Source organism: Streptomyces araujoniae, assembly GCF_050871195.1.
GTDB classification, from domain to species: Bacteria; Actinomycetota; Actinomycetes; order Streptomycetales; family Streptomycetaceae; genus Streptomyces; species Streptomyces bacillaris.
In genome coordinates, this window is sequence record NZ_CP194070.1 from 7,737,308 (window position 1) to 7,752,236 (window position 14,929).

13 protein-coding genes and 1 pseudogene are annotated in these 14,929 nt (G+C 69.5%); 3 read left to right on the forward strand and 11 right to left on the reverse strand.

From position 1 onward, the window contains the following. The first annotated feature begins 67 nt into the window (after nucleotides 1-67). Nucleotides 68-1,003 (forward strand): fumarylacetoacetate hydrolase family protein, encoded by a 936-nt coding sequence (locus ACQ9ZG_RS32510; protein WP_181398305.1) that lies wholly within the window; start codon nucleotides 68-70, stop codon nucleotides 1,001-1,003. Then, nucleotides 1,000-1,698 (forward strand): TetR/AcrR family transcriptional regulator, encoded by a 699-nt coding sequence (locus ACQ9ZG_RS32515; protein ID WP_109916421.1) that lies wholly within the window; start codon nucleotides 1,000-1,002, stop codon nucleotides 1,696-1,698. Before ACQ9ZG_RS32510 ends, ACQ9ZG_RS32515 begins: the two co-directional genes overlap by 4 nt. Nucleotides 1,699-2,502: 804 nt before the next feature. Here ACQ9ZG_RS32515 and ACQ9ZG_RS32520 read toward each other — a convergent pair. The 5 genes from ACQ9ZG_RS32520 to ACQ9ZG_RS32540 all read right to left on the reverse strand — a co-directional run bounded on the left by ACQ9ZG_RS32520 (nucleotide 2,503) and on the right by ACQ9ZG_RS32540 (nucleotide 6,825). Further along, a complete protein-coding gene (locus tag ACQ9ZG_RS32520) occupies nucleotides 2,503-3,339 on the reverse strand; it encodes a transporter substrate-binding domain-containing protein (protein ID WP_499281530.1) in 837 nt (278 codons plus the stop codon). Between the two features lie 128 nt (nucleotides 3,340-3,467). Continuing rightward, on the reverse strand, nucleotides 3,468-4,130 hold the full coding sequence (locus ACQ9ZG_RS32525; protein ID WP_499281531.1) for a hypothetical protein: 663 nt from the start codon (nucleotides 4,128-4,130) through the stop codon (nucleotides 3,468-3,470). 675 nt (nucleotides 4,131-4,805) lie between these two features. Beyond that, on the reverse strand, nucleotides 4,806-5,093 hold the full coding sequence (locus tag ACQ9ZG_RS32530; RefSeq protein ID WP_258312268.1) for a hypothetical protein: 288 nt from the start codon (nucleotides 5,091-5,093) through the stop codon (nucleotides 4,806-4,808). A gap of 662 nt (nucleotides 5,094-5,755) precedes the next feature. Further along, the gene (locus ACQ9ZG_RS32535; RefSeq protein ID WP_109916424.1) at nucleotides 5,756-6,493 is read right to left on the reverse strand and encodes a hypothetical protein; all 738 of its coding nucleotides are present in this window, start codon (nucleotides 6,491-6,493) and stop codon (nucleotides 5,756-5,758) included. Then, entirely contained in the window at nucleotides 6,493-6,825 is a 333-nt protein-coding gene (locus ACQ9ZG_RS32540) for a hypothetical protein (RefSeq protein ID WP_109916425.1), read from the reverse strand. Before ACQ9ZG_RS32540 ends, ACQ9ZG_RS32535 begins: the two co-directional genes overlap by 1 nt. Nucleotides 6,826-7,146: 321 nt before the next feature. Here ACQ9ZG_RS32540 and ACQ9ZG_RS32545 point away from each other — a divergent pair, with 321 nt between their 5' ends. Further along, a complete protein-coding gene (locus tag ACQ9ZG_RS32545) occupies nucleotides 7,147-7,755 on the forward strand; it encodes a TetR/AcrR family transcriptional regulator (protein ID WP_109916426.1) in 609 nt (202 codons plus the stop codon). Nucleotides 7,756-8,857: 1,102 nt separating this feature from the next. Here the strand turns inward: ACQ9ZG_RS32545 and ACQ9ZG_RS32550 are convergent. The 6 genes and pseudogenes from ACQ9ZG_RS32550 to ACQ9ZG_RS32575 form a co-directional block, all read right to left on the reverse strand. Next, on the reverse strand, nucleotides 8,858-9,559 hold the full coding sequence (locus ACQ9ZG_RS32550) for a hypothetical protein (RefSeq protein ID WP_109917653.1): 702 nt from the start codon (nucleotides 9,557-9,559) through the stop codon (nucleotides 8,858-8,860). Between the two features lie 272 nt (nucleotides 9,560-9,831). Beyond that, the gene (locus ACQ9ZG_RS32555) at nucleotides 9,832-10,203 is read right to left on the reverse strand and encodes a hypothetical protein (RefSeq protein ID WP_219995651.1); all 372 of its coding nucleotides are present in this window, start codon (nucleotides 10,201-10,203) and stop codon (nucleotides 9,832-9,834) included. 253 nt (nucleotides 10,204-10,456) lie between these two features. Beyond that, complete coding sequence (locus ACQ9ZG_RS32560; protein ID WP_499281532.1) at nucleotides 10,457-11,515, reverse strand: PhlD; 1,059 nt, start codon at nucleotides 11,513-11,515, stop codon at nucleotides 10,457-10,459. Nucleotides 11,516-11,638: 123 nt separating this feature from the next. After that, nucleotides 11,639-12,109: a glycoside hydrolase family 16 protein gene (locus ACQ9ZG_RS32565; protein WP_375138375.1), complete on the reverse strand. Its 471-nt coding sequence runs from the start codon at nucleotides 12,107-12,109 to the stop codon at nucleotides 11,639-11,641. Nucleotides 12,110-12,446: 337 nt separating this feature from the next. Further along, nucleotides 12,447-13,061: pseudogene (locus ACQ9ZG_RS32570) on the reverse strand (WD40 repeat domain-containing protein); the annotation flags it as partial. Beyond that, nucleotides 13,058-14,593, reverse strand: coding sequence for an nSTAND1 domain-containing NTPase (locus ACQ9ZG_RS32575; RefSeq protein ID WP_109917684.1), 1,536 nt, complete (start codon nucleotides 14,591-14,593; stop codon nucleotides 13,058-13,060). The pseudogene ACQ9ZG_RS32570 and the gene ACQ9ZG_RS32575, both read right to left, overlap by 4 nt. Between the last annotated feature and the right edge of the window lie 336 nt (nucleotides 14,594-14,929).

The window sequence follows — 14,929 nt, forward strand, 5'->3', positions numbered from 1 at the left end:
CTGTTCCGCAACATAGCGCTGCCCCTACGATCGGAACACTTGTTCCGCGAAATCTGGGAGGGCCAGGATGAGACTGCGGCGCATAGAGACCCCACAGGGCACGCAGGTGCAGTACGAAACCGCCGAGGGGCGCTGGGAGCACTACACCGGTGACGCCCTGGGGGACCGGGCGTACGACCCGGCCTGGGAGGCGGACCACCGGGCCACGCAGACCCAGGCGCCGCCCTCCTGCCGCCCGGCCGGGCGGCATCACCCCCTGCTGCCGCTCCAGCCCCTGTCGTTCCGGGACTTCCTGCTTTACGAACAGCACAACATCGACGCCGCCCGCGGCCTGGTACGCCGCTTCCACCCGGTCCAGGCACGGGTGACCGGGGCCTGGGAGCGGATCGTGCGCAGACCCTTCCCCCTCTTCCGGCCCAGCGCCCTCTTCTACCGTCAGCCGGTCTACTACATGGGCAACCACCTGGCCTTCATCCCCTCGGGCAGCCCCCTGCGCACCCCCGCCTACACCCAGGCCCTGGACTACGAACTGGAACTGGGGTTCGTCCTGGCCCGCCCGCTCCTCGACGCCACGCCCGAACAAGCCCTGGCGGCCGTCGGGGCGTTCGTCCTGGTCAACGACTTCTCCGCACGTGATGTCCAGCGCGCCGAGATGAAGAGCGGGCTCGGACCTCAGAAGTCCAAGCACTTCGCCAACTCCCTGTCCGCCACCGCCGTGACCGCCGACGCGATCCTGCCCCACCTCGACGACCTCACCGGCTCGGTAGCCCTCAACGGCACCACCGTCGCCCACGTCACCACCGCCGGGGCCCGCTGGAGCATCGGAGAGGCACTCGCCCACGCCTCACGCGGCGAACAGCTCCACCCCGGCGAACTCTTCGCCACCGGCACCCTGCCCGGCGGCAGCGGCATGGAGAACGGGCACTGGCTCGCCCCAGGAGACACCCTCACCCTCACCCTGGACGCCATCGGCACCGCCGAACACACCATCCTGGAACCATGACCGACACCACCCCCCACCCGCCTCCCACCGCATCACCCGGCCCCGGCAACCGGGTCGCCCAACGGGCCCGCACCCGCGAGAAACTCCTCGACGCCGCCGAAACCCTCTTCGCCCGCAACGGCTACCGAGCCGTCACCGTCCGCGACATCACCACCCACGCAGGCACTCGCCTCGCCGCCGTCAACGACCACTTCGGCACCAAGGACAACCTCTTCCGCGACGTTCTGCTACGCCGAGTCACCCCCCTCAACGCCCACCGCCGTGCCCTGCTCACCACAGCCACCGCACGACAACAAGCCCACGAGGACCGTCTCGCGGGAATCATCGACGCCTTCACCCGCCCCATGCTCGAACGCGCGAGCAGCGATACCGGCTGGCGCCACCACTTCCGCTTCGCGGCCCAGCTCTCCCACTCCCGTCTGCCGCAGCAGCTCCTGGTGGCCGACGAGTACGACTCCATCGCCCGTCACTTCATCACCCACCTGCGCGACCTGAGCCCCGACGCACCCGAAGAAGCACTCCACGACGCCTATCTCTTCATGCTCGCCTCAGCCCTCCAGGTATTCGCCGACAGCCTCCGCCTGGACAGCATCAGCAAGGGCCGGTACCACTCCGACGACTTCACCGCCCGCCACGCCGCCCTGACCCGGTTCCTCCACGGAGGCATGGGCCACCTCATCACCCCCGCACCGTGATGAGACAGGGGAGCCCACCGTCACCTCGCCGGAGCCACGGTGCGAGCGCTCGACCGGCTTCGGCACGGTCCACCCCTGGGAGCACCACCGACAGACTGGAGCCTTTGCCGGGTCGACCGGTCACGCCGTACGGTCCAGCCGCCCCTGCGGAGTGCGCGCGCAGAACGGGGCGTAGGGCGCCTGCCGGAGAATTCCCCTGGCCAGGCGCCCTTTGCCGTTTCTGGAAGAGCCCGGCTTCTTCGGCGAATACGACACCAGAAGGTTCTTCGTCTGCTGGTGGTACACGCCTCCCGTGGTCCCTGACCAGCGGGAACAACGGCAAGGGCTGGGACGACCGTCTCCCGCGCAGCGGAACACCCTCGCGTCGGCGGGGAGGACACTCCCTGACCTGCGCCTCAAGAAGGACTTTGCATTCTCTTCCATTCCTGAGGGGGGAGGGGAGGCGCTCAGTCAGACGCATGCCGCCGCTCTATAGGCGACCGCCATCCCCGGCGGCATTCCGGTACAGCAGATCCGGTAACCGCCGACCGGCCCGCGCGGCGTACCTACGCTCGCCCTCCCCCCCCCACGGAGCCCGCCCACGCCTCCCGAACCCGCGCCGACACCAAGACGGCGTGCGGTCTCCCCATTCGACCATCGTGTCGGAGCCGCCACCGGCCACGACATCGACACCCGTCGTGGGTTGCGCCGTGACGGAGATGGTTGAGAGTCGCCAACAGGATTTCGACGAAGACCAGTTTGTGCTTTGCTCCGGCGCCCACTGCTCGCCGCCGGGGCCGCGCCGTCAATGCGGCCTGGTGCCGCTCAGGCTTGGCAGGAGGAGAAGCGGTTCAGGTCCTCAGGGTTCGGCTTGAAAGTGTTCTCCCAGTCCGGGTAGGTGCTGACGAGGGAAGGGAGCTGCGCCCTGAAAGAGGTCGACCACTGCTCCACAATGAACTTCTGGAGGACTTTCAGGATGCGCTTGCATTCTTCCGGGTGGCCCTTCGGGATGCCTACGCCGTAACGGTTCTCGTCTCCCCTGTGGAGGTTGGGAACTATCTTGAGCTGCTCCTCGCCCGGCTTGTTCTGGCCCACATAGCCGTAGAGCATCGCCTCGTCGTTGAAGGTGGCGTCCGCGCCGCCTCTCCTGACCTCTTCCACGCAGGCCGAGACGTCTCCCGCTTTGTTCACCCTGGTGCTTTGCGGCATGGTGACGTCCTCGGGAGTCGTACCTTCGACTACACAGATGGTCTTCCCGGCGATGTCGTTCGCCGTTTTGATGCCGTTGTAGTCCTTGCGTACGAGAAATCCCTGCTTGGTCGTGAGATAGGGGCCGATGAAATCGACCTTTTTCTTTCGCGCAGCAGTGATCGAGTACGTGGCGATGACCATTCCGGCATGGTTGCCCTCGAGTTCGGCATCGCGGTCGGCATGCGACACGTTCTGGAACCGTGCCTGGAAGCCCAGTTCACCTGCCAGGTAGTAGGCGATGTCCCCGTCGAAGCCGCGCATGCGACGGTTCTTCCAGAAGCTGAAGCCTGGCTGGTCGAAGGCGGTGGCGATATGCACGGTGCCGTGGAGGAGGGGCGTAGACGTCTTCTTGTCCTCGCCTGTTCTGTCTTCGCCCGGGCTGGCGCAAGCCGTCCCGGCAACGAGAACCACACTGCACCCCAGCGCCAGGCCGGTACGCCGGTACTTGTGTCCCCGTGCATCCCGTGTCCGCTCTGACTTCTTTGTTGTCTTCCGCATCGGTACCCACCCCGTTTGTCGTTCGGTAGTTCGTGCCGCTTTCAGTCGTCCATGCGTGCTGCGGCCACTTTCAAGGCGAGCAGACAATTGTCGTCCCCCGCCGACATCTGGACTTTGAGTTCGATCTTCTTCTGGTTTCGGCCCAACCTGAAGTCGGCCTCCTCGCCCGGGCGTACGTCCTTTGCCGACGTCCCCCAGAGAGGTGTCACCGTGAGGGTGCTGGCGGGTGCGCAGACAGGACGGTTGGGGTCGCTTTCCGTTGCGTCGAAGGTGATGTAGAGGCGCGCCTTGGTGCGGCCCGTCTCCGCTTCCGCAGTCACCGGCTCGCCCTCCTTGGACAGTTCGGAGGAGGACAGCTTGAAATCGTGGGTGAGTTCAACGGCCCGCGCACCCAGGAAGAGCGACACGATCAGGGACGGCAGGGCAACCGCGAGCACGGCCGTCGGTACGACCAGCAGCATGAGCGGCGGCCAGAGAGGCTTCTCCCCGGCGTCCGGCTGTCGCCCCGTGATGAGCGGCAGCATGCCGATGCACAGCAGCACGAGCGCAGTCACCACAGCGCCGACCAGGGCGAGTTCTCCGCCTCGGACGGCCCATACCACGCCGGTCCCGAAGACCACTACCAGGTAGAACAGAAAGGCCAGCGCGAGCGCCCTGGTGCTGTCCGCGAACTGCGCCTTCACCCGCACCGCGAGACGCAACAACCAGTGAGGGGCTCTTCGGCGCGGAGCAGGATCTGGCCCGCTCCCTGTCGCATCGTCAGGTCTCCCAGGCGATGGAGCTCTGCAACTAGGCTCATTGTCAGGGGAGTTGGCGGACATGTGACAAGTGTAGGACCCCCTGACAAGTGTGGTGCCACTTCGCGCAATCCCATCTTGGTACCTGAGGGCGAGCGCGCTCCAACGTGGCAGGCTCGGAAGGCGGCCGGCGTTTCGCTGCTGTCCGGCGGGTGCGTGGGTGTGGCGCATACGGCTTCTCCCGTACGACGCACCAATCCTCGGCCTTTGACGCGCCGGCGCCAACCATGTACGAGCTCATCGGCCTGCCCCGGGCACCTGTTCACCCTTCGGAGCGAAGTGCAGAGAAACCACGTGCTGTTCGACCGCAGCGCCGCCCATGGCCATCCCGGCGAGCCTCGGTAACTCGCCGTTCATCTGCGCCGGCGGCGGGCTCTGCCTGACGAACAGGCAGAGCCCGGCCCATCTGCGGGAAACGGGGAAATCCCGCAGAAGCAACGATGCACTCATTACAGCCACACCGACAGATCCATGGCCGAAATTGCTCCACGGTGTCCGCCGCGCCATCCGCAGCAGACCCGGCCCCGCCTTCTGGGCGCTCCGGTCCGATGCCGCGCAGGATCAGAGCGTGGACCATCCGAATCAAATCAGCCCAGGCCCATGACGACCGCCGACTCGAAGGGAGTCGGCTATCTCGGCGCCGTAACCGCTGGTGCTCCAGGTGTACATCGCGCCGCGGATGTAGTCGCCGCTCTGAGCGGATCCTGCCGTCGCGTCGATCTTCGCCTTGATCTTCCGGGGGATCAGGATGTCGATGTTGCCCTCGCCCCCGGAGGTGACGCAGACCTCGTAATTCCCGCTCTCGGAGCAGGTTCCGGCTGCGGCGGCTGCAGGAGGTGCGAAGACCCCCCCCACGAGGAGGATGGACATCAGCCCGAGCAGGGCGAAGCGGAATAACCGGAAACGTCTAGCCCATAGGTTCTCTTTCACTGCGGCATGATCGCAGTGCCTCACACTTCCGAACCATACGGGATGAAGACTGACTGGTTCCGTCCAGTAGACGTTCCTTGAGGCAAGGATCGGTCGAACACTCGCGAAAGTATGGGATGTTCGGTCTGCATGGTAGTGAATGCCTTGGGGACGTGGCGCCCTGTCGGCCACCGGAGCACAGAGCGCCGCTTGGTGTCAGCGACCAACTGTTGCCGTAGGGCAGAGACCTGCAAGGTGCCGCTCTTGACCAGCTGTTACTGAGCTCCAGAAGCAGCGGGGCGGGGGCGGGCTCGCCCGTGATGACGCGCAGGCTCGGCAAGTGCATCGGCTGCCAGCCCATGATCCTCACCCGGGCCGGACGGGTGGGCGCGCCGTCCAGGTGCATGGGCCGTACGGTGCCGTAGGCGTGGCGGCGCAGGTCCGCGGCTGGCTCCCGCACCTCCCTCACCTGCGGGTCCTCGCACACCCGGTCCACGATCGCCCGGAGTGCCGTGTTGGCGAGGGCGCTCCGGCGGAGCTGGGCGAGCAGGTGCGGGGCCCGGTGCCATGTCGATCCACGGCGGCTTCTCACGGGGCAGCTGGGCCGCGTGCGCTCATCGCAGTCACCGCTCCTCGGGCACCAGCGCCGCGGCGACGAGGCCCGCCGGCAGCAGGAGACGTGCGATCTCGGCCCGCGCCGCGTCGTCGGCTTCGTCCTCCCACAGGTCCGTGAGCAAGCTGCGTACCGCGTCGGCGAAGTCCGGCCAGATCGTCCATGGCTCGTTCTCTTCCGCGTCCCACTCCAGGAAGGAGCCGTCGGCGGCGGAGAGCACCGTCACGGTTCCGCAGGTCCACAGGGGCACGAGGTCCGCGGGGCCCGCTGCAGCGACGACCGCCCGTGCGGGGCTGTCCGGCCACGGCTCGACGGATTCCGCGCGGTAGCCGAGCGCCGGGTGCAGGCGCGCACCCCCGAGGGTGGCGATCATGACGACGGAGTCGGGCAGTCCGCGGGCACGGATCCGCTGTGCGAGGTCGTCGTCGGGGGTCTCGGATGCGCTTCGCTGCCAGAGCAGCGTCTCGCCCGGCTCTCCGGCGGCGATCACGTCGCCGAGGCCGGCGACCCGCAGCGCGCGGTGCTTCGGCAAGCCATTCAGGACCTGGTTCCAGCTCGGGCTGCATTGGGGGATCTCGATGAAGTCGCCCGTGGCGAGGTCGATGACGATCCGCCAGTAGCCCTGCGAGATCACCATGCCTTCGTGGGTCACCTCGGGTTCACGCACCAGCGTGATCGAGGTGATGTCCGACCACCGGGTAAGCGCTCCGTAGGTCTCGATTCCCGCGGCGATGATGCGGTGATCCATCAGCAGCGCTCCTCGTCCTGCTGCGCCGCCTCGATCATGTTCCGCAGCATCTCCAGCTCCAGGGCCGTCGCGTCGGCGTCGGCGAGGCTCTCACGGAGCTCGAACACGATGCCCTGCTCCCGCCAGGCGGTGAGCAGATCGAGCAGCAGGTCGGCCCGCCCGTCGAACCAGGCGTTCGTGAACATCTCCTCGTCGATGACGGGCTCCCCGGCGACGATGCGCCCCCGGACGGCCAGGAGGCCTGCCCCGGTGAACGATCTGACACAGCGCAGCACGGCGGCGCTCGTCTCGTCCCTGCCGAGGACCACGAGGACGCTGGGCGACGTGCTCACGACGGCGGGGCCGGCCTGCCGAGGATCTGCGCGTGCATCATCGACTCCTTCCAGCCTGTTCCTGGACACGGTTCACATCCAGCCGTCGAACGCGGCGTCCTCGACGCGGACGCGGGTGTGCAGTCGGCGCGCGCAGTCGTCGGTGGTCCACCGCACGTCGTCATCGGTCACGACGAGGGCATCCCATGGGTGCTGGAGGCAGGCCCCCGAACGGCGCGGTCGTACTGCTCCCCAGAAGTCCAGTCTGTACGGTGTACATACTCATTCCTACACTCGGCGGACCGGAACTGTCCACGGGCCGACGCCCGGCGGGAGGAACAGATGGCAGCACGCGGCCCGCGCGGCGACATCACGCAGGCGAGCGTCCTGCGCGCCGCGGACCGGCTGCTCGCCGAGCACGGGCGCGTCGAAGACGTCTCGCTGCGTCGCCTGGCCGCGGAGGTGGGGGTGACCGTGAATGCGCTCTACACGTACTTCCCGTCGCTGGAAGCGGTCTGGCACGACCTCGCCGACGAGCGCCTGGGACGTCTTCGGCCGGGGGATCTCCTCGGCTACGGGTGCGCCCACTGCGCGCTCCTGGAGCTCGCCGGCCGCGCCGTGACCGTCCTGGCTGAGCCCGGCACCGTGTCGCTGCTGCGCCGCGGCCCGGTGCTCGGTCCGTGCTCCTTCGCTCTCAGCGAGACGATCATGGCGCTCACGGAGCAGGGGAGCCTTGATTCCCGGGACGCGCACGACCTGATCGTCGGCTGGTTCTACGGCGGCAGCGTCCTCGACGGCGAGGGATGGACCTCCGGCACTGACGCCATCCGGAGCGCGGAGCCGCTCGCCGGCTTCCCCCGGATCCTGGGCCGCAGCGCCCCCGACCGCCGCCAGCAGGCCGAAGCGATCCTGCGCGGCATCGGGATTGCCTGTTCGGCGACGCAGGCCTGACCCTCGCATACACAAGCACTCGAGAGGACCGACATCATGGGACTGTTCCGACGCAGAGCCGCTGAGCCCGACCCGCCCCGGGGCCGACGCTGTTCATCGCAGAGGTCCTGCGTCGCATCGGCGAGCAGTACGGCGGCTTCGACACGGCAGCACCGCTCGCCCCTGATCAAGGCGGCCCGGGCATGGTGATGGTGATCCACATCGACGGGGTTCCCGACCCTGCACGCGAGCCGTTCATGAAGGGCACGGGCATCGTCCGCCGCGCCTAGAAGAAGCCCAGCTTCTTCGCCGAGTACGACACCAGAAGGTTCTTCGAGTGCTGGTGGTACACGCCTCGCATGGTCGCTTGCCATCGGAAACGGCCACGATTCGGCCAAACGGCACGCGGCTGGTCCGCGTATGGCCCGGATCTTGGTCGGCACGGAGGGGACCTCTGACCGATGGCCCGCGGCGGCGGTGAGTTGGCACACAAGCGAGAGGCGGGCCGGCAGGTCGCCACGGAGCAGGCCTCGATCCAACGCGCACGAGAGAGTCGCCAGGGCTTGGACCGCGGAGCGGGCAACCAATCGGCTGCTGCGAAGCACCCGAAGGCTGTCGAGTGGACGTCATGGTCCAGCGAAGGACGAGTACACCCTCAGTACGCCGAGGACCTGGCACACACAGCAGCGGCGGCCGGAGGTAGCGATGTCCCTGCACGGGCTCGCCCGACTGAGATTCTTCAATGGAGATGTTCACGACGCCGAGCGTTTGAACTGCGTTGCTGCACTTGCGGGGTCAGTATCAGCCCGGGCGCTCGCCGACGGGCAGGTGCCGCAGTGGGTCGTCCAAGGCAGCGTGCTGGGCAAGGATCTCCCACCGGTCGCCTTCGGTGGCCGCCCTCTGACGGTGCTCGTTGCCGTGGGCCAGCGACAACCAGGCCGCGTCCCCAAGACCCCATGGCCGGTATAGCCCGGTGCGGTCAGTGGCCCACTGCTCCTTCGTCGGCCGCTGCGCGCTCGTTCGCGCGATCAGCGGCAGGAGGGAGCTGGGTGGGTGCCGGCGGGCTCGCTGCCACGTACTCACGGTCCGCGGCGGGAGCGGAAGAACGAACGGGCCATGCCCATCACTCCCTCCCGCAGGCCCGGTCGAGTTTCGGCGGCAACAGCACGGGGTTGTGCTCCAGCGTGAGGTAGCCCTGTCCGTCGGCTTCCTGGGTGTAGCGGTCGGCGGTCAGAGTGACGATGCGAGTGAGCGGCAGCGCGTACAGGTGGCTCAGGGCGCCGGCGATGCGTATTTCGCGGGGCAGGCCGGTGTCGTTGAGGCAGCGTGAGAGCTGGGCGTCGACTTCGTCGGTGTCTAGGAAGTCGATGGGGAAAGGCCAGCGTGGGGCGGCTGCCGTCAGGTTCTTGTCGGTGAGCCGGTGCGTGATCGCCCAGCGGATGAAGGCTCTGGTGCCGCGGTGCCTCGTGGGGTGTTCGGTGAGGTACCGGTCCAGGTCGGCCTGGGTCAGTTCTGTCAGGTCCAGGTCCTCGTGGTCGAGCCAGGCTGTGAAGGCGGCCGCCATGCGGATACCGCTCATGTCGGCGTCTGCGGCCCTCGAGCTGTAGGGGCGGCGTGCCGCGCGCCGCCTCGCGTCGCGCACGATGTGCCATCGCGCGTACGGGCCGACCACACGGGCCTGCCCGGCCGGCAGCGCGCCGATGAACGCACTCGTCCACGTCTCCAGCCGGGCGAGGTTCTCCTGCCGGACCGGCAGGACACCCGTGCCCACCAGCAGTTCGCGGACACTGCGGGTGGACTTCATCCGCGGCAGCCGGTCGAGCATCTCGTGGGTGAGGGCCTGCCCTTCAGCGGCCAGGCCGGCCAGCAGGGCCGCAGCGGAGTGCCTGTGCAGGCAGGCCAGTACGGAGCGCGGATGGGGTGCGGCCCCAGCGCCTCTGCGAGCGGGCGCAGTTGCCCGGCGGCCTCGCCCCGGGCAGGGGCCAGCAGCTCACCCACCCGGTCGGCCGGCACGCACCGGGCACACAGCCCCGCGGTGTACAGGTCGCCGGGATATCTGCACCTGGCGTAGGCCGCGTGCAGCTCGGGGCGCCCCGCTCAGGGCCCGCACGCCGCACTGCCGCCGCTCGTGTGCCCTACGGCGATACGCACCTCGCCGCAGATACCGCACGCCACGGGATTCCGCCGACGGCGGCGGTAGCAGGTGTCGCACAGCGGCCCGACCGTCCGCGTCGTCGACATGCGGATCGGGTGCCGCTGACTGCGCAGATGCGCGATGAACGCCTCGCCCTCGGCCGACGTCCACTGCCACGGGTACAGCCCGGAGAACTCCCACAACCGGTCAACCAGCCGCAGCCGAGGCGCGATCGTCTTCGCTTGCAGAGACCGCGATGTCTGCTGACGCGCCCACCACTCCTTCATCGCCTCGAACACCGCGGACGCCGGGTCGAGATGAACAACGTTGGGCAACAGCAGCAGCCGGGCGGAGCCGGGGGCCAGCGCACTCGCACAACGTGTTGTATCAGGTGCATCAACGATGCTTCCACTGCCAAACCCGAGGCCCAGCCCGGAGGGGCCACCGCAGCACCCCCGCACTGCTCGCCCACGACCAGGGCGCTTTCCGTTATCCGAACGGAGAGGAGTGTTGCATCAAATGGAATTCAGCCCGTTTCCTGGGGGTGTGCCGGTTCGAATCCGGCTCAAGGCACGACGAAACCGCTGGTCACCCGGCTGCGTCCGGGCCCGCAACCCGTCGTACGTAGAGCGCGGCCGCGGTGAACCCGGGCCCGAACCCGACCACCACGCCGGGCCCGCTCACCGCCCCTTCGTCCAGCGTCCGCTCCAGCACGTCGAGGACGGCGACGCCGCCGAGGTTGCCCCCGGCCAGGGAGTCCCGGGCGTGCCGCCCGCTCTTCTCCTCATCGAGGCCGAGTCCGGTCAGGGTGCCGGAGATGATCCCGGGCCCGCCGGGGTGCACCGCCGCCCAGGCCACTGCCCGACCGTCCAGCCACCCCGTCAGGTGCGGCAACACCCGGTTCGGTGCCGTCGTCGCCTCCCGCCCCGAATCGAAGGAGACCCCGTCCTCGTGGATCACGCCCCAGTACGCGCCCGCGCTGCCGGGCAGCACCAGCTCCCATACGTCCTCCGCCACCAGGTTCCCGGCGCTCGCCCGGTCGACGGTGGAGAGGACGGCGGCGCCCGCCGCGTCCCCGAAGAGCCCGGCGTACAGGACGTCCTGCATGCGCGGTTCGCCGGGGCGGGTGAGGTAGAGGGTGGAGAGGTCCTCGGCGGCCACGACCAGGGCCCGCCCGCCGCCGCGGCCGCGCAGGGACCGGACCGCGTGGACCAGGCCGTGGGCACCGCCGACGCACGCGGCGGTCGCCAGCCCGATCCGCTCCACATCCGGCCGCAGCCCCAGCCGCCCCACCAGGTCCACGTCCAGGCCCGGAATCGTCCACGAGGTGGTGTGGGTGGTGACCAGCACGTCCACATCCCCGGGCTTGAGCCCGGAGCGGTCCAGCGCCTGCCCGGCCGCCGTCACCGCCCGGTCCCGGGCGGCTTCGTACGCGGCCCGCGACCGCACCCCGATCCCTTTACGGCCCACCGTGACGTCCGGCGGCGCCGACCACGGCCGTGCCACCACCCCCGTACTGCGCAGCATCCGCAGCCACACCGGCAGTTTCGGATGCGCGACCCGGGTTTTGATGTCCTGCTCCAGCTCGTCCGTGCTCACCCGGTACGGGGCCCGGACCACCACCGGCCGACCGATCACCACGTCCATACCCAGCCCCCTCCACCCCGACCAACCCGTGCGGCCACCGTACGCACACCGCCCGACCACTGAGGAGAGTCCCTGTGCCCCGCCGTCTGACCCAGACCAGCCTGCTGCCCGTCCTCCTGCGCTTCACCGGGCCGTGTTTCCCGGTTCGCTCACGCCGTCGATCGTGTACACACGAAGGAAGTCGATCTCGTACTCGGCGCTCTGCATCTGCGTGCCGTGGAAGTTGTCGAGCTGGATGGTCTGGTGCATCGAGGGAGCGCACTGAATGCACTCGCGCACGTCGTTCGCGCCGCCGGAGAAGCGGAACCACGCCTCGCCGTCCACGAATCCCCGCACGCGGTCCGGCGTCCACTCGACCGCGATGTCGTGCCACTGGGTGAGGTCCACGCCGCAGGATCTCTCGAACTCCTGCTGCACCTCGGCGTCGGCCCGGTGCGGATAGTGGATAAACGCCTCGGCGCAGTCCTCGCCCGGGGCGGCGTTCTCCAGGTGGTCGTACTCGCCGTCCTCGGGCCAGCGGTCCGAGTCCGGCCAGAGGGTGAGGAGCGGGTGGTACTGGCGCCCGTTGTCCGGGCCCATCCCCTGCGAGCGCACCCTGGCTTCCCAGCGGCCGTAGCGCTGTCCGTAGCGTGATGCGAGCCACGCCGAGTCGCCGTTCTCCTCGCCGGTCTGGCGCAGGACGCCGCCGCCGACGCGGCTGTTGTCGGCACATCGGCGACCGTTGCCGTCGTGTCCGGGCCCGCAGGACGTTCCGTCGCTCGGTAGGTGCCACTTGGCCGGGTCGGGTGCCTGGGGAGCGTCGGCGGATCCGTAGTTGAACTCGTCCGACCACTGCGGCAGCGGGGCTCCCCAGTCGTACCGTTTGGCGGCGCTGCCCGGTTGCGGGGCCGCGGGGAGTGGGGCGGGCGGGAGCCGTGATGTCCCACACCCGTAAGTCTCCGTCGTCTCCGGCGGTGGCCATCAGGCGGCCGTCGGGCGAAAGCCGTACGGCGCCGACCGCGCCTTGGTGCGCGGGCAGCGGGGTACCGAGGGTGCGGGGCCTGCGGGGATCCGTCACGTCGTACCGCACGACCTGTCCGTTCCGCAGGCCGACCGTGAGGAGGTGCCCGCGCGGTGCGAAGGCCAAGGATTCCGGCACGGCGGGGAAGCCGTTCAGGGCGGTGCCCGATTCCCGTGCGCGGCGAGGGTCCCTGGTGTCCCACAGCCGTACGGTCCCGTCGCGGCCCGCGCTTGCCAGGCGGTCGCCGTCCGGGGCGAAGGCCGTGGCCGGGACGATGCCCCGGTGCCCGCGCAGGGGAGAGTCCAGCACGGCCCCGGTATCGCCGGACAGGCGGGTCGCCACTCCCGGGTCGGTGTCCAGCGAGAGGGCGGCGACATCGAGACGGGCGGCGAGCGGACGGTTGTGGTCACGGGCCAGGTCGGCCTGGCAGAGCGTCTGCTGGAAGACGGCGGTGTTGCGCTCGGCGCGTGCGGTGGAACGCTGCTGCAGCGCGACTCCCGCGGTGCCGGTGGCGATCAGCGTCAGGGCGGCCAGGGCGCAGGTCACGGCCTGCCGACGGCGCTTCCCCCGGCTGCGCCGGTGTTCCGAGGCGGTGAGGAAGTCCCGTTCCAGCGGGGTGAGCTGAGCGGGGCGCTCGGCGGGCGGGAAGACCTCCTGGGGGTGTCCAGGCGGCTGCCGCGGTAAAGGGCGTCGGGGGCGTGGTCCAGCGCGTGCCACTCGTGAGCGGCGTCGACGAGGCGGCGGTGCACGCGCAGCCGCTCGTGCTCCGCGTCGATCCACTCGCGCAGCCGCGGCCAGGAAGCGAGCAGTGCCTCGTGGGCGAGGTCGACCTCGTCGTCCTCGTCGAGGATCAGCAGCCGGGCGGCGACCAGCGCCTCCACGACCGTGCGGGTCTCGCGTATCCCCTCCTCGTCCAGGGAGGCGTGCAGCTCGGCGTGCCGGACGCGGCGGCGCGTGCACGGTCCGTCGTCGCCCGGGGTGACGAGACGGAGCAGGACACGGCACGCGTGCGCGGCCTGGGTTGGGGTGAATGCGGCGTACGTGCTCTCGGCCTGCTGGGCGATGGCACCGTGCAGGCCCCCGGCGGCGTCGTACGCCTCCTCGTCCAGTAGGTGCCCCGTGCGGAAGCGCCAGGCCTGGTCGAGCGCGTTGGACATCAGCGGCACTGCCGCCGGGTCGTTCTCGACCTCGGAGACGGCACGTTCGGTCAGGGTCCGCCGGACGTTCAGCCCTCGTACGGAGACCGGCTTCGTGACGGCCTCGCGCAGCTCCTCCCTGTTCATCGGCCCGACGAGTACGTGCGACTCCTGGTACGCCTGGGCGAGGCCCGCGTGCTGGGTGAACCGGCCGAAGAAGTCGGAGCGGAGGGCGACCACGACCCTTAACCGGCTGTCCGGTTCACGGGCGGCGAGCAGGGCTTCGACGAAGTCCTCGCGCTCGGCAGGATCCCGGCAGACGGTGAAGAGCTCCTCGAACTGGTCCACGACCAGCAGAGTGTCGCCCGGCCGTTCGGAGGAACGCAGGCGCGTGCGGTTCCCCGTCAGGGGCGTCGCACCCGGTTTCAGCGTCCGGACGACGGACGGCCGCTCGCCCTCCGTGTTCCGAACCCGGGGGATGAACCCGGCCCGCAGCAGAGACGACTTCCCGCTCCCCGACGCGCCGAGCACGACCGTGAAGCGCGCCCGGGTGGTCAGCTCGGTGAGCCGGGCGACGAGACGCTCCCGGCCGAAGAACAGGTCGGCGTCGTCGCGGCCGTACGGCTCCAGTCCCCGGTACGGCGAGGGCTTGCCGTCGCCCTGCTGCGGGATGTGGGACTGGGCGTCCCGGGCGGCCTGCCACTGCTGCCGCCACTCCGCGAGATCGCCGCCGCACGCGGCCACAAAGTCTCTGGTGACGTCCCAGGTGGGGAACTTCCTGCCCTTGCTGGCCCCGTTCAGGGAGGCGCGCGAGCGGCCGGACCTGCGTTCCATCGACTCGAAGGTGGGGTTGCCGGCGTCCAGCCGCAGCCGACGCAGGGAAGAGGCGAACTCAGCCACCGGGTCGGTGGTCGGGGCGCTTGGTCCGTCGTCGACGGTCATGTGAGTGGTCCTCTGGGGCCGGGGCCTGTCGCGAAGTGGGGCGAAGCGCGCCGTAGCCGACAACGCCGAGCGACTACGGCCTGGCCTGGCAGGTCAGCAGACGGGTCCCGGGTCCGCCGCTTCTTCGCCTGCTGCAGCTGGCACTCCAGCCACGAGTTCCGGGTGGCCCGCCGCACAGGAGGCTACCGCCGTGCCATGGCCGACAGGCGGCATCCCCGAACATGGGGATCACGATCTACAGCTGAAGTATGAGGAACGTCGGGCTGTCCTGCTAACCGGGTTCGGGCTGGCACTCCCTGATTGCGGGATGCCCCCGATTGCCTTTGGTGCCGTGCG

Bases quoted from the DNA above. Each gene is read 5' to 3' on its own strand.
- ACQ9ZG_RS32510 (WP_181398305.1), top strand. From the start codon at position 68: ATGAGACTGCGGCGCATAGAGACCCCACAGGGCACGCAGGTGCAGTAC.
- ACQ9ZG_RS32515 (WP_109916421.1), top strand. From the start codon at position 1,000: ATGACCGACACCACCCCCCACCCGCCTCCCACCGCATCACCCGGCCCC.
- ACQ9ZG_RS32530 (WP_258312268.1), bottom strand. From the start codon at position 5,093: ATGTCCATCCTCCTCGTGGGGGGGGTCTTCGCACCTCCTGCAGCCGCC.
- ACQ9ZG_RS32535 (WP_109916424.1), bottom strand. From the start codon at position 6,493: ATGGATCACCGCATCATCGCCGCGGGAATCGAGACCTACGGAGCGCTT.
- ACQ9ZG_RS32545 (WP_109916426.1), top strand. From the start codon at position 7,147: ATGGCAGCACGCGGCCCGCGCGGCGACATCACGCAGGCGAGCGTCCTG.
- ACQ9ZG_RS32550 (WP_109917653.1), bottom strand. From the start codon at position 9,559: ATGCTCGACCGGCTGCCGCGGATGAAGTCCACCCGCAGTGTCCGCGAA.
- ACQ9ZG_RS32560 (WP_499281532.1), bottom strand. From the start codon at position 11,515: ATGGACGTGGTGATCGGTCGGCCGGTGGTGGTCCGGGCCCCGTACCGG.
- ACQ9ZG_RS32575 (WP_109917684.1), bottom strand. From the start codon at position 14,593: ATGACCGTCGACGACGGACCAAGCGCCCCGACCACCGACCCGGTGGCT.